The organism is Arenibacter catalasegens, assembly GCF_002909235.1.
Lineage (GTDB): Bacteria > Bacteroidota > Bacteroidia > Flavobacteriales > Flavobacteriaceae > Arenibacter > Arenibacter catalasegens.
The window spans coordinates 1-23,333 of sequence record NZ_PHQQ01000041.1; the positions used below are offsets into that span (position 1 = coordinate 1).

The following is a 23,333-nucleotide window of genomic DNA, read 5'->3' on the forward strand; positions in this document are numbered from 1 at the left end:
GCGAATGAAGAGGTAATTAAGAAATACCTCCAAAACCAGGGAAAATCTCAATATAGCGTGATACATAAGAATCAATTACGTTTATTTTGATACCTCGATGGCTCTGCCTCGAGGTAGTTCATTTAAATTAGGAAAGGAAACTAAACCTACATATAGATATATATAGTCTTCTAATTTTTCTTGATCTATGATATTTATGTATTTTTCTGCAATTTCATTATGATGGCTTACTGTGAAAATAATGAAAAAAGGGTCATTATTCATTTTAAACTTTCTCGCACATTGTATACAAAGGTCTAAACCATATAAATCTTGGGAGTTATAAATAAATAGTTGACCAGCGTTTCCAACAATAAATCTTTTGCCACTCTTTCTTTGTTCAGAGAGCTTAATTAATATCTCCTGTGGTAATGGTGAATCATCCATTTTGTTTGGTGGAAGAAATGCATACTGCACAATTACCTTTTCCTTAATATTTAATTCATCTTTTATAGACGGATTTACTGCAATTATTTTATTACACCCCTTCAGAAATATAAGCAGAATTTTTTTTTGATTTAGACTATAGCCCCATGAATGTAAGGTGACAATCATTTTTTTACTGAATATTTTTCCTGATATTATATATAATATAATTAACCACCAAATTGATGAGTGAATATGGATTATATCATTTTTATAAAACGATTTAAAAATTTCGAAAAATTCATAACTTCTCAAATTCGGAAAGCGTGACGAGTGGCCTTTCCCATCATTTAAGCCAACTAGTTTTACATTCTTAGACCCACTTAATAACTCAATTAAGCGATTAATATGAACGTTTACTCCACCTATGGCCCCTTTAAATGGTCCAATTACCAGAACTTTAATCATCTAATTCTGATATTTTGTTGTAAAAAACCTCTAGTACTTTAAGTTCCAACACATTCCAGTCATAATTTTTAATACAATGCGCTCTATTAATCTCACCCATTTTGATTCTTAAATCTTTGTTTTTTAGTAATATGTCTATTGAGTTACTAATTGCTTTAATCATTTTTTCAGGTGCATCAATATCAACTTTAAAGGACCCTTCATCAGGACACATAAATTTTGGGCCACCATTGTTAATAGTTACAATTGGTAAGCTATAGCTCATTGCTTCAAGTAATGAATTACCACTGGCTTCAGTAAGAGTTGGAAAACAGAAAATAGATGAATTTTTATATATATCCTTTACTTCTTGATGGGGCAAATGACCGTGAAAGTTTATTTTGTGAATTATCTTTAATTTTTGGCATAGACCTATAAGTTTTTCCCTTTCTTCACCATCTCCGACTATTTCAACTTTTAGATCTGGGTATTTATTATGAATTAAGTGTATTGCTTTTATTAATAACTCAGCACCTTTATAAGGTGTAAGTCTTCCTACAAAACATATTCTATTATCATCAGAGAAAATAGAATTGTTTGTATGTAAATTAGTATCAATTCCAGTGTCGAATATCTCAACATACTTATCTTCAAATTCATCTCCTAAAATGTCTTTAACATAGGGAAGTGTAATTAATATGATATCGGCACTTCTATAATGTTTCTTGTAAAATGATGTGTTTAATAAAAACTGATCAAATTTTCTAAGTTTTAATATTTTATTTTCATTTCGGAAAAACTTTTTTATTATTGGTGGAGTCTGTAATCCACCACCAGTAGGGCCAAAAATGAACGTTTTATTGAATTTTGATAAATTCGAAAAATATCTGAAACTTGAAGGCGATTTGTGGTAAAGAATATCAGACTTTTGAATAATCTCCGTATTTTGTTTTAAAAATCTCCGTATTTTATAGTTAAAAATAAAATACCCTAATTTTATAGAATCCTTTATTATGGGCACTTTTTTTCCAGGATAGGTATCTTTAAAAGAAATAATTTTTAAATGTAGATTTGAATCGTTTTTAAAATATTCATTTATAAAAATCTCATTCTCTCTTGTTGTTAATAATATTACAGAAAATTTTTTCAATAATATTTTCACGAAGTTAAAGGCTGCTAGAGATTCTGACACACCATATGGATTGCATGTGTATGCTGAAATTAGGATAGTTTTATGATGTTTAATTTGCATTGCAATTAAATCTGAAAGGTTATTTTATTCTTTTTTAAATAGTAATATAGTATATAGCCCCTTATTATCTTTAACATCTCTATTCTATAAATACACGCCATTATACCATAACCTTGTTACAAGGTGACATAGGATCATGAACGAAGAATTCTATCTGCTTCAATTTCAGTAATTTATCCATTTCAAGTGCAATATTACCTACGACTATTGTTAACCATCAAATGATATGTCTACTCAATAACATAAAAGAACTAATTATGGCTTATAAGTTTTTGTTAATACTTTTAATGCTGTAACCAATATAAAATAGTTGATCTTCATTTTATAGCGGCCATAAATAATTTTAAAAGTAGAAGAGATACACTATCGGATGCATTTATTCCAATTCGCTTTAGCTCCAATCGTTTCTCCTTTTTCGTATTGGTTCCTGGAATAGTGGTAAATCCGTATTTGATGTCACTGGATTTTAAAACTTCAATTGTTCTTGAATCGTATAAGCCATTAGGATATGCAAAATAATCTGAATTCTGATGCAACTCAGAATCAATTCTGTTTATGGAACCCATAATTTCTTGCTCTTGTTCTTCCTTATTTAAGAAGCTTAATATAGCATGATTTGCCGTATGTGGCATAATTTTAAATCCTTGGGCTTGTATCTCTTTTAACTCAGACCAATTCATCATCAAAGTCCTAGAACCAGAATATTGTTCATATTGTTTAGATTGAACTATAATTTCATCCGGTAATGCTATCCCTTTGTTCATTTTTCTTAAAGCACTTTCAACTTCATTTTCTAAAAGGAGATTATGTGCTACCAACAGCCTAAGTTTATCATGCCGCAGCCATTCATTGGTTCCTATCAAGGATGTTACCACAAAGAATATGGTTTTGGCTTGTTGCTTTTTAAGAATGGGGTAAGCGATATCATAATTATCCTTGTAACCATCATCAAAGCTTATTAAAACATTAATCCCTTTTTCAGGTTCTGCTTCAAAAAATTCCTCCGGGAATAAAAACGTAAAATGCTTTTTTAGAAAGCGGACTTGCTTTTCAAAATTCACTGCATAGCCGGTTTCTAATATAGAACCTCTTTTAATACTAAAATTATTATATTTTGAAAAATTATGATAGTTTAAAACCAAAAGATAGGGTTCTTTTTTTAAAAGCGCTTTTAACAAGTATAGCCCTCCAAGTCTATAAAACAGTAAAGATCCAAAAAATTTAATAAAATATTTAATGGATTTCATCAATAATTCATTTAGCTATGATTTTTATAAATTTTCAGATATTTATCTGTAAAATTATCCAAAGAATATTCTTCCATAAGCTCTTTTCTTTTTTCTGAAACTTCAGATTTTGTACTTGTTTTTGGCTTACTTGCTAAATCGCAAAATACTTTTGCGAAAGAATCTACTTCAAAGTTTTTTGGGAAGTAACATTCGGTCATGTTACTACCTATTACAGTGTGTTGTTCAATCGGAGAAAGGACAGTAATAATTCCACTGGCAAAAGCTTCCAATACCCCCAAAGGCAATCCCTCATATGTTGAAAAGTTGAAAAAGATCTCTGATAGCTGCAGCAGACTGGGGATGTCATTTCGTGAGCCCAGAAAATGAACATTGCTTACAATATTTAAATTTTTAACTTCATTTTTTAAGTTACTTAATTCAGGACCGTGACCGCAAATAACATAGTGCAGATTGGCAATTTTATGATGCTCAATTAAGTGATGCATCATTTTAATGCCAAGAATTTGATTTTTTTCTGGTCTTAAATTTCCGACCGAAATTATTATTCTACTAATCGAAGGCAATTTAAGTTCTTCTATTATACTGGGCAATTGTGTATTATTCTTTGGGGAAAATTTAGCTATATCAACTGCATTTAAAACAATGTGCTCTTTCTTAACCGAATTTAGTTTTTTAATGGCGGGACTACATTTAACAAATATGGACTGCCTAAAAAGTGATTTAAGTAAATAGTTAGGATGATAGCCTGATGCACTATGAACTGTAATGATATGTGTAAATTTATGATGACATAGAATTTTGGCAAAGGCTACATATGCGTCCGGCATCATCAAATGTGAATGTACAATATCATATTTTTCCTTATTAATTAATTTTATTAATTTAATTATACTATTAATACCTAATTTGCCGAGTTTTCTATTTAAAAGATGACTTTGTATGCCAATATTATTTAAGTGATCGGCTTCAATTCTTTCTCTTGTGATGTCATTAGGTGCATTAACCCTAATTAAATCTACTTGGTGGTTTTGTTTTACCAATTGTTCGGATAAGGTTAGTGCCATTATTTCTGCACCACCAGCTACCATTTCAAATACTACTTGTGCTATTTTCATTAAATATTAAAAAATTATTATTGGTAATTTTAGCGCCTATTAAATAGTCATAGAATTATCCATACTTGGAACAACTTTTTTGCGGGCATGTATATTGTTTGCATGCCAAATAATTGGAATATCTAAAGTCACTTCTTTGGAATTATTTTTAATCAGCGTTTCGAACCCCAAATTCGTAACCTGAAAAAATTGAACAATCTTCATAAATCAAAGGCATTTGCTAACTTAACAAACTGAGAATTTGGTTCGTGGTTATGTTCAAAATAGTTTTTAATATTTTTTTGCATACTTAAATACTTAAGTTCGTCATTAGTTTCCCAAACAGCTTCTACAAGTTCATGTTTAGAATTAATCACAAGGCCTAATTGATTTTTAATAACTACATCACTTGGATCAAAGGTTGTAATTATTGGTATTTGGTTTGACCAGGCTTGTAAAAACGTATTGGGAAAACCCTCTATTTCCGATGTGCAAATAAAAAGTGATGCTTTTTCAAAAAGGTGATTGGTCTTTGACAAAGGGCAGGGACCTAGGAACTCTAAATTATTGAGCATAATTGCTTCTTTCTGGCATTGTTCAAAGAGTTTTTGGTCTAATGGCCCACCGACCATGATAAACTGCCTTTCGGGAAATTGTTTGGCCAAATCTATAAACCAATGCGGTCGTTTTAATTCCCGAAAATTGGAAACCCATAAAATACTATCTCGTTTTTGACCAAGCTCGGGTTTAGAAGGCCATATATTAGGTATACAAATAGAATTTGATTTAGGTGATTTTAAATTTAAAAGTTGTTGTTGTTTAGAGTTTTGTACTACAAAATTCGAAACATTCAATAGTCCTAACCTAAAAAGCCATCTGTCCCATGGTCTAGCTATTAGCTCTTTTCCTTTGATAAGATCAGAATCACTGGCAAACATTAAAATTAATTTTATTCCAATTAATTTAGAAAATAGTGAAATGGCAAATAGTTGCCTTGAAGCTCCTCTAGTTATTATTAATTGGGGTTGATGTTTAACTATAAAAAAAAAAGTACAGAAGAATTCAAAAACAATATTTAAAAATTTAGCTTTTGGAAAATAGAAAAATTCTATTTTACTGATTCTAGTGGAGTTCCGGGATCTAATGTTTGTTGGGGATAAAACCTTCCATTGGTTATTTAAAAAGGCATTTGCCCAAGTCATCATTTGAACGGTAAGTCCTCCAACCATTCCATTTCCAACTAATAAATCGTCAATACCCGAGGTCCATATTATAACTTTATTTGTTGGCATACAATATATTTAATTTTTTATTTTGACCCTTTGGATTAAAAATTTCTGTTTGGTAAAATAACCTATGGTAACTCCAATTATCGCGAAAAAATATCCTACTTGATACATTCTAGTCGCTGTGATCATAAGAAGGATTATAAGCACATAGCCTATGAATAGCTCATTCTCTCTTTTATTAATTAAGATGTTTTTGATTCTAAACAAATTTTTAAAAATGGATAAATAGAATAAAAAGAATAGTGTAAAACCAATTAGCCCCAACTCTGTTAATTGTATCATATATTCTGAATGTTGTGCTAGTTTATTCTCGTTATAATCTTTAAAATTTCCCAAACCTATTCCTGTTAATGGTTGCTCTATAAAAACTTCCCAGCCTCTATAATAAAAGATACCGCGATCTCCAAACTTGTCCAAAATTGGATTACCAGTTTCAAAGTCCATACCTTCACTTTGCTCTGTTGTTGACAGTATTCTTTCTCCTAATCCTGTATTTTCTAGTAGGTAATTAAAAGCTAAAATTAAGATAAGGGCAGGCAGTACTATTTTAGATATAGTAATGAGGACATTCCGAGATCGATTAATAAAAAAATGAAGGCCAAGTAATAAAGCTAAACCCCCAAAAGCAGTTCTAGAACCTGTAGATATTATTGTAAATATTGGTAGAGAAATCAATATTATAAACCATAATGCCTTAAGCTGATGTTTATAATACTTTAGGTATAAAAGCATACATAATACGGTAGCCATGGTCCCAATGGTGTTAGAATTAAGCTCTCCACCTGTTCTTCCATGTTCAGTTTCTGTCTCAAAAAGGAGAATTAAAATTATTGCCAAATATAAACCCATTATAAGAATATTTAACAGTTTCTTATCGTCCCGTTTAAATTCTAAGGTTATAACAATCATCAATAGTAGAGGGGCGAAAATATTGGTAAAAAAGGATAAAATTGGGATATCGTCACCATATCCATTTATAAGTGCATTTATAAAAGTATAGATAAGCCAAAGCAACCAGATAATCAATGGTTTATTGAAAGCTATTTTGTAAAATGATTTTTTTCTGATAAGAATTGAGAGCAGAATTATACAAAGTAAGGTTATAGAATATCCGGCCCCATCGACTTTAAGAATAAATCGTTGAAAAGGTTCCCAGATTAAAACCATTAGACTGAAGAAATATTCAAACCTTAAATATTTTTCCATTACTTAATTTTGTTTAGAAAATCGTTTTTTATTTTGATCAATCTATTCTTTTTTACTAGAAAAAGGTCAAGGTTTATTTCAATAATTGTCACTATGCTTAGATAGATTATAGAAATTATTATCACATTGATGATATTTCTATCAATAATATTAATTATTAGATAAGCAAATGGGACAATGCAAACAAGTGATATTAAAAATATTTTGCCTATCTCTTTCCATGGCAAAAAGGAGTACAGAGTGGATTCAGTAAATTGAATTTCTTTTTTGATTTGATATATTTTGGGAAGTATTATACTAAAAAGTGCTCCGCTCATGGCCCCAATACTTCCATAATTCTTAATTAAAAAATAGGTCGCTGGGATTGTTATTATAGAGGCATATAAAAAGGCTCTAATAATGAATTTGGTATTGCCTGAAGCTCTCAATATTAAACCGGCCCCCAGCATTACAAAAATAAAAGAAATTAGATATAGCTGAAATAATATAGTGGCGTCCGTATATTTATTTGTAAATAAAAAGGTGATTATTTCTTGAGCATTTAAGGTTACAATTAAAATTATAGGTACAGAAAACGACAAGGTTTTTATGACCATATTTTTATATAAGGCATGTGCTTGTGCAATTTCTCCTTTATTGAAACATTTAACCATATTAATTACGGTAACTTGTGATATGGAATCATAAATTTGCTGAATTCCGGGTATTCCAAAAAAAGCTATAGAATAAGAAGCATATGAGGAGGCGCTTAAATAAGTGATACCAATTATTTTATCAAATTTTTGAGAAAAAGTTTTTATTGCAATGGCCGCCCCAATGGGAAGATTGTATTTGAGTTGAATCTTAGCCGTTTCTTTATCGTATATTTTCCCTTCAGGCAATTCTCTAATAGTCTTTCCAATATATCCAAGTACAATTAATAGCACTATTATGGACGATACTATAATGGCATTTATTACCGATTTAATACTTGGTATAAGAAGAAAGAATCCAACTATTAAAATTGCTTTAATAGCCACCTGAAAGGTAGGAAACCATACACTAAAAGCTACATCTTTCTTGACGACATATAAAGGGTCAATAATACTGGTTAATACCAATACTATAGTAAGTAGGTAAATAACTGTTTTATAGTTTTGCAATTCATCATTGGCTAAAAAGAACTCGGATAAATAAGGCAAATAAATAAATAATGCTGACAGGAGACCAAATATCAACAAAAAGAAGACCGTGTGATATAACAATGATTTTTGATCTTTTTTAAAGTTTGTAGGATAGAAATAAAAAATATTAGAAGACATGCCAAAGGAAAAAAAAGAAGATAAAAAAAATATTACAGTATTAAATTGATTATAAAATCCGTATTCATCTTTATTTAGAAATCTTGTTAAAAAAAGTGGAACCAATAAAGTCGCAAAAAGAGCAATTATTTTTCCAAAAGCAAGCCAAAAAGTCTGTTTGTTATCTGAAATTTTATTCATTTATCTTATAATCAAAAAATCTTGGTAACAAGTGAATATCGGTTTTGACAATTTTCGCAGGATTACCAGCCGCAATGCTGTTGTCAGGGACATCTTTTGTTACTACAGCATTTGCAGCCACAATAGAATTTTGTCCTATTGTTACTCCTTTATTAATTCTTGCGTTTGCTCCAATCCAAACATTGTTTTTTATAATGATAGGTTTGGATACAGCGTATTTCCAACTTCTTAATTCATCTCCTGACTCAGAAAATTGTTTTATTTTTCTATCGTCAGGCTGTACAGGATGGTTGTTGTTATCCATAATTGTCACATTAGCCGCAATTGACGCAAAATCACCAATAACGACAGAGTTAACAGCTCCTATTACTGTGTTTTCATTTACATTAGAATAATTGCCAATTGTAATTTTACCACCATACTGAGATGCTAGTTTTCCTCTAAGTCGCATTCTTTTTCCGATTGAAATGTCATTTTTTGTGGATCCAAAAGAAAGTTCAATATTACTTCCTTTTTCAAATCGATAATCTTCACCGAGTTCGCCGACTAGATTGAATAGTCTTGTTGAGTTTCTCTTCTCAAGAAATCTATCAAAAGCGTTTTTTATAAAATTTATCATTTAGTGAATTATAAATCATTTAATATTAGATTTTTAAATCTAAAGAATTCATTTTTCCAACTCATACTATTATATTCAGTTATTCTAACATCTTGCAAATTCTGACTTAAAGAATGGAAAAAAATAGTTTTCTTTTAATATTTTGCAAAAAAACAGTAGCTGTGATAATTCAAATTTTCGAGAATTGTTCCATTGATAAGATATTATTAATATAACCACCGGTGGGATTGTCTTTTGATATTATTTTTGCTGGATTTCCAATTACAAGTGATTGATCAGGGATGTCCATATTAACAAAACTGTTGGGAGCAATTAAAACATTATTTCCAATATTAATATTTCCTACGATGACAGAACCGGTACCTATCCAAACATAATCGCCAATAGTGGGAAAGCCTTTTAACTTTCCTCTGTTGGCCATTCCTATAGTGGTATTGTGTGTAATGTTACAATACCTTCCAATTTTCGCATTAACATTTATTACAATGGTTCCATAATGGCCAATGTAAAATCCTTCACCAATTTGGGTATTTAAAGGAATTTGGAATCCATACTTATATTTAAGTCTACGGAGTAAAAACCTATAAAATAGGCCAAAAGGCGAATATTTTTTATGTTTTGAAGCATTCCGAAAGCAATACATATATCTAAAACCTTCAATTCTTAAGCCTTTTAATATTGAAGTTTCGCCTCCATATCTATATAAATCAGCTTTGATTGTATTATTCATGTCTATAGATCAGTTATAAAGGATAAAAATCTAATCCAAAATCTCCTACTGCAATTTGAACAGTTGTGTAAAAAACATACTTTAATATTAACTTCCTCCTCTAGCACGGCTCCGCCCTTCTTAGTCACATATTATGTGCTAATAGTTTGTTTTTAAGGGTTTTTGTTTTTTAAAATGTTGCCCTTAAAATTCTATTTTACCTTCTAAAAACAGAAGGCTTATTTTCTGGAAGGCCTTATTAGCTTTTATGCCGACTTCCTGTTATTTATAGTATTTGTCCTTTTACCGATCTATTTTTAACACATATCCCAATCCTTCCAGGACTACCCAATATTGGTTTTCCGAGATATATTTTACCGTTCCCTTTTGTGATTTAAATCCCATGGCCGATAAATCTAATTTAGTACCTGGCTTTATAGCTTCCAATTGCATACTATGGATATTTTTATGGGCTTGCATCTCTTGTAAGACCTCGACCTCAAACGGGGTCACAACCGCCGGTTTTCCCAACCAAAACATATATCGTACAGCTCCTGATACCTGAAAAACGGTGGCCCGTTCTTTATCCGATATCTGAACCAAAATCAAAGATGGCAGTAAAGGAATCTCTACCTTTTTTTTGCGGTCGCTCCATTGCTTTATCTCCGTACGTACAGGGCAAAAGGCGGTAACGCCTATAGAAGCTAGGCGGGTGGCTACTTTTTTTTCGTTCTTTGGTTTAGTATGGAGTACGTACCAGGGCATATGTTATACTATCTATCTTTTTTTTAGTACCGTAAATAAAAAAACTAATATTAGTGCTAAAAGTCTAAGGGAAACTCCATTTAGTCTCTTATTATATAACTCCGAAATCATTGTTTGATTAATAAGAGTAACAAAAAACATAATTTCAGTTTTTCTATATAGATCTTGATATGGAAAATCTATCCTAATTTTTGCTATATAATAGTACAAGAAGCTTTATCCATGGATTCTACCACCTTTTTTGAACAATAGCTCACTTAGGTAAGCTCCATACTGTAAGATGACGGCAGTTGTGAAAGCAACCTAACTTTTCAAATCTATATTCCTTAGATTAAACTTCATACTAAGTTGTCTTATGTTTTTTTCTAGTAAAATTAATATCATCTAAATAATTCCTATTCTTGTTTTATACTACCCTAAAAAATTATTGATCCTAGATCTGAGCATCGACCATTTTTTCTTCTGCTGCCAGGTCTGCTTTTTACTATTGGGTTTTAATAAGAGCCAAGGCGAAAAATAGAGCAAGGGCACAGCCAACACCAAAATGTACAATTGCAAATTTATATAGAGGTCCTTGATCAAAACGGCCAAGGCAATGACCAGAATATTTATGATTGCCAGAATTACAGTAGCTCTTTTATGGGACAGGCCCATGTCTAACATACGGTGGTGTATATGGTTACTGTCCGCACTAAACGGGCTACGTTTTTGTGCAATACGAATTATAAAGACCCTAACTGTATCCAAGATGGGAAAGGAAAGGATGGCCATGGCCATAATAGGGGCTACCTGGATGGTGTAGGGGGTAACTTCCTTGGCATTAAATTCCAAAAAAGAAATGGCCTGGTAGGCCAATAAAAAGCCTACGAACATGGAGCCACAATCACCCATGAATATTTTACGCTTTTCCGAGAGGTTATACCTTAAAAACCCTATAAGAGCCCCGATAAGGGCAAAGGAAACGGCTACCATTAAATAGCGGCCGTTTAGGAAATAAAAGACTCCAAAGGAGGCACTTACAATAATGGCGATCGTCCCGGCCAAACCGTCTATTCCATCGATTAGGTTAAAGGCATTGATCACCGCCAGAAAAACAAATATGCTAAAAACTACCGAGGCTAAATAAGGCAGCTCCTCCATGCCCAAGAGCCCGTAACAACTAGCTATACGGACATCAGTTAAAACAATGACCAATGTGGCCGCCAAAGCCTGAATTATAAATTTCTTCTTGGGCGCCAGGCCCAAAGGGTCGTCCTTGATGCCCAAGAACATTAAGGTAATAGTAGCCGCCAAGAGCGATAATAACTTTAGGAGGTCTTCCTGTGATAGCCCCAATAACATTCCTGCGGTAATTAAGGTCAAAGAAAAGGTGATGAACATGCCCACACCGCCCAAAGTAGGAGTTTTGGCGGTGTGCATACTGCGATCTATAGGCTCGTCCATTAGGTTCTTGGACTTTACCAGGTAAATGATTACCGGATACATTCTGAGTGATAGCAGAATGGGAATCAGCAAGGCTACAAAGACCAATACATAAGGATTGGTAAATAAGTTATATAGGTATGCCATAATTATTCTTTAGCACATAAGGGAACTGATCATTTACTAGATATTTGCACTAATTCTGATTCACTTTATTGGGGGGAATTCTAAAGGAATCAATGTAAAATTTGGGTCTTGGAAGCTACCAATTTGAGTAAAATCCTCGATGGGCAAAGCTACTATTAAATATTGTTTTTAACATGGATTAACTTTTTTTTAAGATTATTTGTCGATTAACTCTAGTTAACCGTGGTCAACTGTTTTTTTGTACTATTTATCTTTCAAAGTAATAATAAAATGTGAATTATGCAATCTGGTTTTTTTATTAAATGGTTAGGTATTTGTGATGGCTTTGATGATTTTTTCTCTGAAAAAGCAATTAAATTACTGGCTTATAGTGGTATACGTTCAAATCAGTACAGAGACCCCTTTTAGGCATTACTGCTAAATGGGTTAATGAAATTTTTGAAAGCATTAAAAAAAAATTGCTACCTCCTACATATCCTACATCCACGAAACCTTTTATCAACTACTATTACTATAGGAAATAAAGGCTAGGCTTGCGAAATTTGTGAGTTCCCCCGAACACGATTCCAACAAGCCAGCCGATATGCTTTTTTTGCCTATAATCTTATTCTAGCCAAATGAGTGTATTATTGAGATAGCCATGTTTGTTAATCCGTTTCTTTCGACAAACCTAAATCTTGCGCTAGCTATTTTTATGCGGAAACCCGCATTGTGGTACATAATTTTTTTTTGGGTGTACCCGTAAATGGTTTTTGGTTAATGGGAATGTCTGTCAAGAACAATGCCTTTAATTTTATGGTGTTAAGAGATTTTTGTAATTAACTGTATATTAGATATTTAAATTAAATGTAAAGTGCATAGGTATTTAGAGAAATGGGGTGTAATTCCCCGGATGGGGAGAAATTACCCGATGGGTTAATGTGCCAATGGGTTAGTTAATTTGATGATGAGTCAATTTGGAAATTTGAAAATGGGTTGGTGGTAAGTGGTGATATCTAGGGTAGGGTTTGTTCTCCCTCCTTGAGAAGGGCCTGTCCTGCTTTTTAAACGGAGGTCAAGGAGATGACTTTTAGTCACTTCGACAGAGTCCCTTTTCGGGACGACGAGAAGTCACACATACTAGGCTGGAGCTATTTGTGCGATTTAACTCATGGTATACTTATTTTTGGGGTAGTCTAGGCTCTAGCATCTAGATTCTAGGTTCTTCCAACGCTCAATCTCCGTGTACTTCATCCGGTGGCTGAGCGTAGTCGAAGCCACAAGTTTTTGAACATCCCTGAAGACTTTACCCTGTAAGAAGCAGATTGCCGCGCTGAGCTCGCAATGACGGGTTAAGTTCTGTCGTCAGTTCGAGTGCTTCTCGATACTATTTTGCTCCACTTCGTTATGCAAAATCACTCGAAGTGACGGGCGATAGGCATTTTGTATCGAGAACCGAGTGCTTCTCGATACAATTTTGCTCCACTTCGTTACTCAAAATCACTCGAAGTGACGGGCTGACCACTGACTACTGTTCACTGAAGACTGACCACTGTTTCCGTTTACTTCGATTTCGACTACGCTCAATCTCCGTGTACTTTACCCGGTGGCTGAGCGTAGCCGAAGCCACAAGTTCTTGAACATCCCTGAAGACTTTACCCTGTAAGAAGCTGATTGCCACGTTGCACGCGCAATGACGACTTTCAACTTTTTAACATTGGACATTGAACATCATCATTGTTTATTGCTAATTGGTCACAGTTAATTGTAAGAAGCTGATTGCCGCGCTGCGCCTGCCTGACGGCAAGGCAAGCTCGCAATGACGGGATAGCCAAAAGCCAGGTGCCAAGAGTTAAAAAGGAAAAGACATAATCTAGTGTTAAGAGAAGAGAGAAAAGAATAAAGAGTCTAAATTCTAACTACTAATAACTGACTACTGAAAACTGTTTACTGTTTTCTATCTCCGTGTACTTCATCCGGTGGCTGAGCGTAGCCGAAGCCACAAGTTCTTAAACATTAAACATTGAACATTAAACTTTGAACTTTAAATTGTTTCAGCCACTGTTTACTGATTACTTCTCCCTTATTCCAACCCGTAGAACTCCACTGCATTCTGCCCCATAATGGCAGCCTGCTCGTTAGTGCTAAGGCTAGAAATGAAATCGGTGGTCAGGTCTTTTACCTGGGTGTAGGACCCAGCGACTAGGCATACGGGCCAATCGGAACCGTACATACAGCGTTCAGGCCCAAAGGCCTCCAGGACCATGAGCATATAAGGGTGTATCTGTTCCGGGGTCCAATTTTTGAATTCGGCCTCGGTGATCATGCCCGAAATTTTACAGTGCACGTTTTCATGTTTGGCGACTTCCTGCATCAGTGCTGCCCAGCCGTCATAAAATCCGTCTTTAATATAAGGTTTGGCAATATGGTCGATCACGAATTTTTGGTTGGGAAATTTTTTCACAAACTCCAAGGTAGCTCCCAATTGATGCGGAAAAATAAGGATGTCATAGACAGCCCCGAACTGTTCCAATTTGGAGATGCCCCTTAAAAAATCCGGTCTCAATAAAAAATTATGGTCAGCTTCGTCCTGTACTATATGTCGGTATCCCTTTAAATGCTTATCCTTGGCGTATTTTTCCAATACCTGATCTACATCGGCACTTCTTAGATCTACCCAGCCCACTACGCCTTTTACAAAAGCATTGTTATGGGCGTGTTCCAAAAGGAAATCGGTTTCCGCCAAGGTCTGGTCCGCCTGTACCGCCACACAGCCATCAACGCCGTTTTTAGCAAATACCGGTTTTAGGTCCGAGGGTAAAAAATCCCTTCGGATAACGGTCATTTGCTCGTTGATCCAAGAGTGCTTTACAGGGTTGTATTTCCAGAAATGTTGGTGAGAATCTATGATCATGATATTAATATTACTAGTTTGTTAATTTGTACGTTTTTCACCTCTCCTTGGGAGAGGTCAGAAGTGCTTTTTAGCAATTCTGGGTGAGGTTATTTATTTAAAGGCTGTATCACAGATTATTTATAAGGAAATCCCTCTTTTCCAGGGAATAAAGTCGTTCTGCTCCAATCTAACCGCCGCTGGAACAGTGTTGCCACTGGCCACCTCTATGATATAGTCCAGCAGTTCTTCTCCTTTGGTCTGTATGGTATCTTCTCCCGTAATTATAGTTCCTGTGTTAAAATCGATAATGTCTTTCATGCGTTTGCTGAGGGCATTGTTGCTGGACATCTTTATTACCGGAGCCACTGGGTTGCCGGTAGGAGTACCCAAACCGGTGGTGAAGGCAATTACATTGCATCCAGAGCCTGCCAAGCCTGTAGTGCTTTCCACATCGTTGCCCGGAGTACATAAGAGATTTAGGCCATTTTTGGTGACCCTTTCGGTATAATCCAATACATCTTGTACCAGAGAAGTACCGCCTTTTTTGGCTGCTCCGGCCGACTTCATTGCATCGGTGATGAGTCCGTCCTTTATATTGCCTGGCGATGGATTGTTTTCAAATCCGGAGCCTATGGAAACCGCCTTGGCGGAATAGGCCCTCATAATACTGGCAAACTTTTCTGCATTTTCGGGCGCTTCACAGCGATTGATGAGTTCTTGTTCCACGCCATTGAGTTCCGGAAATTCGGAAAGCACGGTAGCGCCTCCCAAAGCCACAATAAGGTCGGAAGCATAACCAAGGGCGGGATTGGCCGAAATTCCTGAAAATCCATCCGAACCACCACATTCCAAGCCTAAAACCAATTTGCTTAGCGGAGCAGGTTGGCGCTCTACCTTGTTGGCTTCAATAAGGCCTAAAAAGGTTTTCTTAACCGCTTCCTCAATAAAATGGCGCTCACTCTTGCTATTTTGTTGCTCCAAGACATGTAGGGGTTTGGAAAAGTTAGGGTCGCGTTTAGCAATGGCATCTTCCAATATTTTTACCTGGGCGTTTTGGCAGCCTAAACTAAGAATGGTAGCCCCGGCAACATTGGGATTGGTAATGTATCCTGCCAATAGGTTGCAAAGGGTATCCGAATCCCCGCGATCACAGCCACAGCCGCCATCGTGGGTAAGGAACTTAATGCCGTCCACATTTGGAAAGGTCCTGTTCTGTTTAATTTCGTCAGCCGTTTTAATAATGGGAGTAGCCATCAATGTTTCGGCACTGGCCCCTTTTTTGTACTGTGATACCAGGACTTCGGTATCTATAATATAGTCCTGGGCAGTCTCGTAACCCAGGGCATTGAGTAGGGTAGTGCGCAGTACGTTTACATTTCTGTTTTCACAGAAGACCATAGGGATAACCAGCCAATGGTTGGCGGTCCCCACACTGCCGTCGGCACGATGGTAGCCTTGGAAGCTGCTGTTCTTCCATTTGGAAATATCCGGTGCCTCCCAATGAGATTGTTGTTCCCCTACATTATAATCGGAAGAAGCATGCACTACATTTTCTATGGTTATCGATTCTCCCTGAGCTATGGGTCTAGTAGCTTTTCCGATTAGGGTGCCATACATTAAAATAGGGTCTCCTACCTTGAATTGCTGTAGTGCGAATTTATGCTTGGCGGTTACATTGTTTTTAAGAGAGAATGATTTCCCTTCAAATGTGACCATATAATCTTTCTTCATATCCTGCAGAGCTGCAAGGATGTTGTCCTTAGGATGTATTTGTAAAAAATTCTTTGACATATTGTTATGTTATTATTTTAAAATTCAACCGTGGCTTTTATAACTCCTGTTGCAGGTTTTAACCAGCTGTCGAAATTCTCTTTCATTTCCGAGAAATGCACGTTGTGGGTTATAAACGAATCTGTAGGGAACTGGTCCAGAATGGCAATGACCCTTTCAAAATCGGCCACGGTGGCATTCCTACTGCACATGAGGGTGGTCTCCTTGGCGTGTATGGCCGGATGGGTAAAGGTAAGCTCCCCTTTGGAGAGTCCGACGAGAATGTATTTTCCGCCGTGCGACATATAGTTGGGTCCCTGTTCCAAGGCTCCTTTATGGCCGGAGGCATCAAATACGGCGGTCGCCATATCGCCCTGGGTGATTTCTGAAATCTGTTTTACCGGGTCTTCGGCTACATTTACAATATGGTCCACCCCAATCTTTTCCTTGGCATACTGAAGTCGGTCTTGGTTCATGTCCAGGGCTATGACCTTGGCCCCTTCGATCTGGGCAAGTTTCATAATCCCGATACCTATGGGCCCACAGCCCACGACCACTACCGTTTCTCCCGGAACTAGCTGTGCCCTGCGAATGGCATGTGCCGCTATAGCCAAAGGCTCTACAATAGCCATCTGTTCGTTGGTCAGCTGCTTGGCGGGCAACAATATATTCACGGGTACGGTGATCTGCTCCTGCATGCCACCGTCTGTGTGTATGCCCAGCACCTGGATTTGGGTGCAGCAATTGGTCTTCCCGTTCCTACAGGCCACACAATGGCCACAGCTCAGATAAGGCATGATCACTACATTGTCTCCTGCGGCTATGCCCTTGTCATTTTCATCGATTTCCAGCACAGTGGTGGCCAGCTCATGGCCTAGGATCCTGGGATAGGTAAAAAAGGCCTGATTGCCGGTATAGGCGTGAAGGTCGGTACCGCAGATGCCCACCTTGTTCACTTTTAACAAGGCTTCCCCTTTTTTTCTGATCGGGGCCTCTTTTTCCTTTAACTGAAAGTTTCCAGGTTCCTCACAAACAATATATTTCATGCGATTATGTCTTTTATTTTTATTGGTTTATTGTGATTATTCTCAAGCATTATAGGGCTTTTGTGTTGTAATCCAAAAGCAAGTATGTTGTTATGGTTCAAGGGTGTAATTTAACCAAAAAGAATTAAAAATTGTTCAAAGTACATTGTTCAATGTTGAAAGTTCAATGTTGAAAGTTAGGAAGGGCTAAATGTGTATTGGGAAGTGGGAAATTAGTATTGAGTATTGAAAGAAAAGAGAAAAAAGATTGCAGTTTTCAGTAATCAGTAATCAGTTGACAGTTTTCAGTAGTTTAAACAATTTAAAGTTCAAAGTCCGTCACTTCGAGTGATTTTGAGTAACGCAGTGGAGCAAAATAGTATCAAGAAGCACCCGAACTGACGAAGGAACAAGAACCGTCATCGCGAGTCAGCCTAGCCGTCAGGCAGGCGCAGTGCGACAATCTGTTTATCCTAAGATGAGATTGCTTCGTCGCTATCGCTTCTCGCAATGACGAATCTCACCAAAAGTCCTCCCCCCTAATACTCTGACTAAAAATCGGGGCAGGCACTTCCAAGGAGGGGGAATAATTGCTGCACAAAATACCTTATTGGTACCTGACCAATTCCCCTCTTGGGAGGGGCTAGGGGTGGGTTATAACCATTACCCTATCAAAGGTTCTTTTTCTGAGGCCAGATATTTCAAAACCCTCCGTCTTCGCTTGTGGCGAAGCCACCTCCCTTCGTCTGAAGGGAGGAGCTTTTTTTTGTTCGTCATCGCGAGTCAGCCTAGCCGTCAGGCAGGCGCAGCGCGGCAATCTGCATGTTACAGTGTACAATTAGCAATAAACATTTTGATGTTCAATGTCCAATGTTTAAAGGTTGAAAGTTGAAAGTCGTCACTTCGAGTGATCCAACGAAGGAGGATTGTATAGAGAAGGGACTCCAGTGAACAGTGGTCTGTTGACAGCCCGTCACTTCGAGTGATTTTATGGAGTGCAACGAAATAAAATTGTATCGAGAAGCACTCGAACTGACGATGGAACCATGAACTTAAGCCCATCAAAATCTTTTCTAATAATCCAACCAACGCGTATAGTATCTACACCATATAGCAGAAATTTCCAAGAAAAATACTATCTTTAGTTGTACAAATTTAGCTACTGGAATATGTCATATAATATGGTAATTGCAGGCGCAGGGGGTATTGCCCAGGCGGTTGGATTGATACTTTCGGCATGGGGCAACGTACCCCTGAAAATCTTTATAGGGAATCGAACGCTGGGAAAGGCAGAAAAAGTAGCCCATATGATCGGGGAGGGGACAACAAAGCCGTCATTGGCAAAGGCGTTTTGTCTTTCCGATATGGGCCTGACGAAGGAAATGGAAGAAATTTTTACGCAGGGCGATGTACTTCTCGATTGCCTACCCGGTAGTCTGGCGCCGAAAATGGCGAGCTATGCCAAAAAGTATGGACTTCATTATGTAAACCTAACCGAATACGTGGCGGAGACCAATGAAATAATTGAAATGGCAAAAAATGCCGAAACCGGTTTTGTCTTGCAATCGGGTCTGGCACCCGGGTATATAGATATATTGGCCCATTACCTATATCAGGAATTTTGTAGAAAGCACAGTGTAGACAAAGTAGATAAGTTGCAATTTAAGGTAGGGGCCTTAACGGACCATGCCGTAGCACCCCATTACTACGGTTTTACATGGAGTCCCGTGGGCGTTGCTACCGAATATATTAAAGATGCCGAAGCCCTAAGGGATTATAAAAAGGTACACTTAAAGTCCCTCACGGAGCGGGCAAGAATCATAATAGACGGCAGGACCTATGAAGAAGACCTTACCTCAGGTGGGGCCGCCGATCTGCCAACCGCCCTATCCGGTAAGGTACGTCATTTGGATTACAAGACTTTGAGGTATCCCGGACATTATGCCTGGGTGGATCAGCAGTTAGCGGGTTTTCCGAAAGGGGATGCCGTCATAAAGAGATTACAGGAGAAAATGGAAACGGAGATTCCGCATATAGAACAGGATCAAATTGTACTGTATGCTGCCGTAGAGGGCAAGGACAACCATGGCGTTCTTAGAAGGAGCGAGGTTTCCAATGTAATAGCACCGCAAAAAGTGGGGAAACACAAACTTAGGGCTATACAGACTACTACGGCGGCACCCATGGTGCAGGCTGCTTTTATGTTGTTAGAGTCCAAACACAAAGGGTTGATCCTGCAAAGTGAGATAGATCCAAAGCCATTTTTAAACGGAAATTTTGTGGTACCCGTCTATGGTAACATTAAGTAAAAGACTATTCTGTAAGCTTAGGGAATAGGGTTTTCTAATTTTTACTCACTAAGTGAGATTTGAATGCTCCAACGCTTATGTCGAAATGTTATTAGTAGTTTCCATCCGATGCCTCATGGGCTTGCCCTGAGGTGATTGACTTTTATTAAATTATTTTAAATGATTGCTATCTGCTTTAACCTTTCAGCAAAAATGCGTAATATTAATTTTTATTTTAAAAACATCTATCCACCCTTTAATTTTAGCCTAATGAATCGGTTTTTTGTAGTCTTTTTAGTTTTAGTTTTTGTTTCTTGTAATTCACGCCAAAAAAGCATTTCCGTTTTACAGGTACCTGGTAAAGACCAGTACAGTATTATTGATGAGAATGGGATATCCATTCTGGCCAGTGGCAGGTATGTAACTCCAGTTGGCGATAAACTACGTATAACACATGATCCCTTTGGAATGGCCGTATCACCGGACGGGAGCAAGGCGGTTACCCTGCACGATGGGGTTTTTACGGTAATAGACGTAGCCTCCATGGAGTCGGTCAGGATTCCCAGTTATGATGGTAGCATACCATCACCTTTGGCCAAGGGTTCTTTTTTGGGGGTCGAATTTGCCCAGGACTCCAAAACGGTTTATTTAAGTGGGGGAGATACAGGAGCGGTTATTCAATATGATGTGGAGAGCCTAACCAAATTGGATTCCATTTCCTTGAATGGTATTGTAGATGGAAAGGATTATCAAGATAGCTTTACCTCCGATTTAAGGATAAACGAAGCCAATAACGAACTATTGGTGCTAGATCGTGGGAATTTTAGAATGGTACGTATCGATTTGGATACCAAAAAAATAAAAGGGTCCGTTAATGTAGGTCGTCAACCGTTTGGCTTGGCGATCAGTCCCGATAATAAGCAGGCATTTGTGGCCAATGTTGGCGTGTATTCCTATCCTTTGATAGAGGGTGCCACTCCAGCCAATTATGATTCCTTAATGATTTCCCATCACGCCTATGGGGACAATACCAAAGAGTCCATTGAAGGTACCGTAGTGGAAGGACGCAAAATCCCAGGCTTGGGAAGTCCGTTGCACCCTGATGCCATGAGTGTATTTACCATAGACCTTGATAATAACAAGGTGATCAAAAAATTTAAGACAGGGCACCAAATAGGACAAACCGTGGATGATGCCGAAGTAGTAGGAGGAGCAAGCCCCAACTCCATTGCCGTTGGGAAGCAGTTTGCCTATGTTACCAATGCCACCAATGACAATATCACTATTATTGATCACCAGAGCCAGGAAATTGTTGGCCATATTCCTATTAAAGTCGATGCCCGTATAGACAAGTACCGAGGCCTATTGCCATTCGGAATTACCATGGATAAGGAGGAGAAAACATTGTACGTGGCCCTGTTGGGATTCAATGCGGTGGCTGTTATAGATATTCCTTCCCAAACTACCAAAGGACTTATTCCTAGTGGTTGGGGACCAACAAGGGTAGAATTATCCAAAGATGAAAAGAACATATATATCATTACTTGTAGAGGTCTTGGATCTGGCCCCAATGGCGGAAAAGATTTTGTGGAACCACCACAGGGCGATTATATAGGGGATATTCAATTGGGTAGTTTTCAAAGGGTACCTATGCCCACTGAGGAGAAGCTTGCCGAGTATACCAAAATATCCATAGACAATACTTTTAGGGAAAGCACTGTAACCGATGACGGTACCAATCCTTTGCCTCCCTTGCCAAAACTGCGTCAGAGTCCTATAAAACATGTGGTATATATTACCAAGGAGAACAGGACCTACGATGAGGTTTTTGGACAGCTTAAAACAGGGAAAGGCGATAGTACCTTGGCCCGTTATGGGGTTAACAATACCTATACGTTACCGGATTCGGTACAAGCACAATTCCCTAACCTGAGAATTTCGCCCAACCATCATAAGGCCGCAAAGCAATTTGCCTATTCGGACAATTACTATTGTGATAGTGATGCTTCCGTTCATGGACATCATTGGTTGGTAGGTGTTATTCCCAACGAATGGGTAGAGGCAAATTCCAGCGTAAGCAAATCGGCCAAAATATTTTCCGATGCGCCAGGGCGACGTCATCCAGGAACCATTGGAAGTGTAGACCCTGAGGATTATGCGGAGATAGGGGGGCTATGGGAAGCCTTGGATAGGGAAAATGTTTCTTTCTACAATTTTGGACAGGCCAATGAAACGGCACATGTGCGCGAAGAATGGTATGATACCAATACAGGAGCAGCGCATGGCGTTATGGTACCCATGCAAAAGGCACTGTTTACAAGGACTAGTCACGACTATGCCGGTTATAATATGAATATTCCCGATCAATACCGTATGGATCAGTTTGAAAGGGAGTTTACGGAGAAATGGATCGAAGGAGAGGAAGATATGCCACAATTGGTGACCATGATGCTACCCAATGATCATGGGGCAAGAGTCCGTCCAGAAGATGGATATCCTTACCCACAATCCTTCATGGTAGATAATGATCTAGCGGTTGGTAGGGTATTGCATTTTCTTTCCAGGACCAAATATTGGAAAAATATGCTCGTGATCATTACGGAGGATGATCCCCAAGGAGGGGTAGATCATGTGGATGCCCATAGGTCTATTCTTATGATGGCGGGCCCTTATGTGAAAAAGGGATATGTTTCCAATACCCATGCTAATTTTGGGGCCATTTTAAAAACGATGTACAACATATTGAATGTTCCTTATGTAAATCAGTTTGATGTTACGGCGTCCTTACTTCAGGATTTCTTTACTTCTGAGCCCGACTTCACACCTTATACCTTGGAGCGTCATGATGAACGTATGTATAATGCCGAACTCTCCATGAAGAAGTACAATAAGACAATTGATTGGCGGAAAATTGAACAAGGCCCACCAATGGATAACGAGGACGATGCCCGAGTTAATCATTATGAGAACAAGGCGGATGAGGAATAGTGAGCAGTGGTCAGTTTTTAGCCAGAAGTCATTAGTCACTAGGCAATAGTTATTTTGTTAGTTTAATATTATTAACGGTCGTCATTGCGAGCAAGTTTACCGTTAGGTAAACGCAGCGCGGCAATCTGTTTTTTACGGTGGTAATTTTTAGCCAGATGGCATTAGCCAAAAGCCAATAGTATCTTGTTAGTCTAACATTATCAACGGTCGTCATTGCGAGCAAGTTTACCGTTAGGTAAACGCAGCGCGGCAATCTGTTTTTTACAGTGGTGATTTTTAGCCAGATGGCATTAGCCAAAAG

At 37.4% G+C, this 23,333-nt stretch carries 16 protein-coding genes; 2 read left to right on the forward strand and 14 right to left on the reverse strand.

The features are described from left to right. Positions 1–81: 81 nt before the first annotated feature. From CWD90_RS21705 to CWD90_RS21770, 14 genes are all read right to left on the reverse strand, one after another. Positions 82–873, reverse strand: coding sequence for a glycosyltransferase family protein (locus tag CWD90_RS21705; RefSeq protein WP_103478156.1), 792 nt, complete (start codon positions 871–873; stop codon positions 82–84). Then, positions 866–2,104: a glycosyltransferase family 4 protein gene (locus tag CWD90_RS21710; RefSeq protein ID WP_103478157.1), complete on the reverse strand. Its 1,239-nt coding sequence runs from the start codon at positions 2,102–2,104 to the stop codon at positions 866–868. Before CWD90_RS21710 ends, CWD90_RS21705 begins: the two co-directional genes overlap by 8 nt. A 317-nt stretch (positions 2,105–2,421) precedes the next feature. Beyond that, positions 2,422–3,351: a polysaccharide deacetylase family protein gene (locus CWD90_RS21715; RefSeq protein ID WP_103478158.1), complete on the reverse strand. Its 930-nt coding sequence runs from the start codon at positions 3,349–3,351 to the stop codon at positions 2,422–2,424. Between the two features lie 11 nt (positions 3,352–3,362). Further along, positions 3,363–4,469 carry a glycosyltransferase gene (locus tag CWD90_RS21720; protein ID WP_103478159.1) on the reverse strand — a complete coding sequence of 369 codons (1,107 nt, stop codon included), beginning with the start codon at positions 4,467–4,469 and terminating at the stop codon, positions 3,363–3,365. 200 nt (positions 4,470–4,669) lie between these two features. After that, on the reverse strand, positions 4,670–5,740 hold the full coding sequence (locus CWD90_RS21725; RefSeq protein WP_103478160.1) for a glycosyltransferase: 1,071 nt from the start codon (positions 5,738–5,740) through the stop codon (positions 4,670–4,672). Positions 5,741–5,749: 9 nt separating this feature from the next. Further along, on the reverse strand, positions 5,750–6,943 hold the full coding sequence (locus CWD90_RS21730; RefSeq protein ID WP_103478161.1) for an O-antigen ligase family protein: 1,194 nt from the start codon (positions 6,941–6,943) through the stop codon (positions 5,750–5,752). After that, positions 6,943–8,424, reverse strand: a complete 1,482-nt coding sequence (locus tag CWD90_RS21735; RefSeq protein ID WP_103478162.1) for a lipopolysaccharide biosynthesis protein — start codon at positions 8,422–8,424, stop codon at positions 6,943–6,945. The genes CWD90_RS21730 and CWD90_RS21735 overlap by 1 nt, the downstream gene beginning before the upstream one ends. Beyond that, positions 8,417–9,043: an acyltransferase gene (locus CWD90_RS23600; RefSeq protein WP_103478163.1), complete on the reverse strand. Its 627-nt coding sequence runs from the start codon at positions 9,041–9,043 to the stop codon at positions 8,417–8,419. The genes CWD90_RS21735 and CWD90_RS23600 overlap by 8 nt, the downstream gene beginning before the upstream one ends. Positions 9,044–9,212: 169 nt before the next feature. Further along, on the reverse strand, positions 9,213–9,773 hold the full coding sequence (locus CWD90_RS21745) for a serine O-acetyltransferase (protein ID WP_103478164.1): 561 nt from the start codon (positions 9,771–9,773) through the stop codon (positions 9,213–9,215). A 282-nt stretch (positions 9,774–10,055) separates the two neighbouring features. Continuing rightward, positions 10,056–10,517: a UpxY family transcription antiterminator gene (locus CWD90_RS21750; protein ID WP_103478165.1), complete on the reverse strand. Its 462-nt coding sequence runs from the start codon at positions 10,515–10,517 to the stop codon at positions 10,056–10,058. 411 nt (positions 10,518–10,928) lie between these two features. Then, positions 10,929–12,086, reverse strand: a complete 1,158-nt coding sequence (locus CWD90_RS21755) for an MraY family glycosyltransferase (RefSeq protein WP_103478166.1) — start codon at positions 12,084–12,086, stop codon at positions 10,929–10,931. Between the two features lie 2,062 nt (positions 12,087–14,148). After that, on the reverse strand, positions 14,149–14,979 hold the full coding sequence (locus tag CWD90_RS21760; protein WP_103478167.1) for an amidohydrolase family protein: 831 nt from the start codon (positions 14,977–14,979) through the stop codon (positions 14,149–14,151). Between the two features lie 120 nt (positions 14,980–15,099). Next, the gene (locus CWD90_RS21765) at positions 15,100–16,752 is read right to left on the reverse strand and encodes a UxaA family hydrolase (protein ID WP_103478168.1); all 1,653 of its coding nucleotides are present in this window, start codon (positions 16,750–16,752) and stop codon (positions 15,100–15,102) included. A 17-nt stretch (positions 16,753–16,769) separates the two neighbouring features. Further along, positions 16,770–17,777 (reverse strand): zinc-binding alcohol dehydrogenase family protein, encoded by a 1,008-nt coding sequence (locus CWD90_RS21770; protein WP_103478169.1) that lies wholly within the window; start codon positions 17,775–17,777, stop codon positions 16,770–16,772. Between the two features lie 1,148 nt (positions 17,778–18,925). Between CWD90_RS21770 and CWD90_RS21775 the strand changes: the two genes are divergently transcribed. Together CWD90_RS21775 and CWD90_RS21780 are read left to right on the forward strand one after the other, a co-directional pair. Further along, positions 18,926–20,065 carry a saccharopine dehydrogenase family protein gene (locus CWD90_RS21775; protein WP_103478170.1) on the forward strand — a complete coding sequence of 380 codons (1,140 nt, stop codon included), beginning with the start codon at positions 18,926–18,928 and terminating at the stop codon, positions 20,063–20,065. Positions 20,066–20,314: 249 nt separating this feature from the next. Continuing rightward, positions 20,315–23,032: a bifunctional YncE family protein/alkaline phosphatase family protein gene (locus CWD90_RS21780; RefSeq protein ID WP_103478177.1), complete on the forward strand. Its 2,718-nt coding sequence runs from the start codon at positions 20,315–20,317 to the stop codon at positions 23,030–23,032. Positions 23,033–23,333: the final 301 nt, after the last annotated feature.

What these genes read in the sequence shown, in the direction of transcription:
- CWD90_RS21705 (WP_103478156.1), bottom strand. Translation starts at nt 873, where the DNA reads ATGATTAAAGTTCTGGTAATTGGACCATTTAAAGGGGCCATAGGTGGA.
- CWD90_RS21710 (WP_103478157.1), bottom strand. Translation starts at nt 2,104, where the DNA reads ATGCAAATTAAACATCATAAAACTATCCTAATTTCAGCATACACATGC.
- CWD90_RS21715 (WP_103478158.1), bottom strand. Translation starts at nt 3,351, where the DNA reads ATGAAATCCATTAAATATTTTATTAAATTTTTTGGATCTTTACTGTTT.
- CWD90_RS21720 (WP_103478159.1), bottom strand. Translation starts at nt 4,469, where the DNA reads ATGAAAATAGCACAAGTAGTATTTGAAATGGTAGCTGGTGGTGCAGAA.
- CWD90_RS21725 (WP_103478160.1), bottom strand. Translation starts at nt 5,740, where the DNA reads ATGCCAACAAATAAAGTTATAATATGGACCTCGGGTATTGACGATTTA.
- CWD90_RS21730 (WP_103478161.1), bottom strand. Translation starts at nt 6,943, where the DNA reads ATGGAAAAATATTTAAGGTTTGAATATTTCTTCAGTCTAATGGTTTTA.
- CWD90_RS21735 (WP_103478162.1), bottom strand. Translation starts at nt 8,424, where the DNA reads ATGAATAAAATTTCAGATAACAAACAGACTTTTTGGCTTGCTTTTGGA.
- CWD90_RS23600 (WP_103478163.1), bottom strand. Translation starts at nt 9,043, where the DNA reads ATGATAAATTTTATAAAAAACGCTTTTGATAGATTTCTTGAGAAGAGA.
- CWD90_RS21745 (WP_103478164.1), bottom strand. Translation starts at nt 9,773, where the DNA reads ATGAATAATACAATCAAAGCTGATTTATATAGATATGGAGGCGAAACT.
- CWD90_RS21750 (WP_103478165.1), bottom strand. Translation starts at nt 10,517, where the DNA reads ATGCCCTGGTACGTACTCCATACTAAACCAAAGAACGAAAAAAAAGTA.
- CWD90_RS21755 (WP_103478166.1), bottom strand. Translation starts at nt 12,086, where the DNA reads ATGGCATACCTATATAACTTATTTACCAATCCTTATGTATTGGTCTTT.
- CWD90_RS21760 (WP_103478167.1), bottom strand. Translation starts at nt 14,979, where the DNA reads ATGATCATAGATTCTCACCAACATTTCTGGAAATACAACCCTGTAAAG.
- CWD90_RS21765 (WP_103478168.1), bottom strand. Translation starts at nt 16,752, where the DNA reads ATGTCAAAGAATTTTTTACAAATACATCCTAAGGACAACATCCTTGCA.
- CWD90_RS21770 (WP_103478169.1), bottom strand. Translation starts at nt 17,777, where the DNA reads ATGAAATATATTGTTTGTGAGGAACCTGGAAACTTTCAGTTAAAGGAA.
- CWD90_RS21775 (WP_103478170.1), top strand. Translation starts at nt 18,926, where the DNA reads ATGTCATATAATATGGTAATTGCAGGCGCAGGGGGTATTGCCCAGGCG.
- CWD90_RS21780 (WP_103478177.1), top strand. Translation starts at nt 20,315, where the DNA reads ATGAATCGGTTTTTTGTAGTCTTTTTAGTTTTAGTTTTTGTTTCTTGT.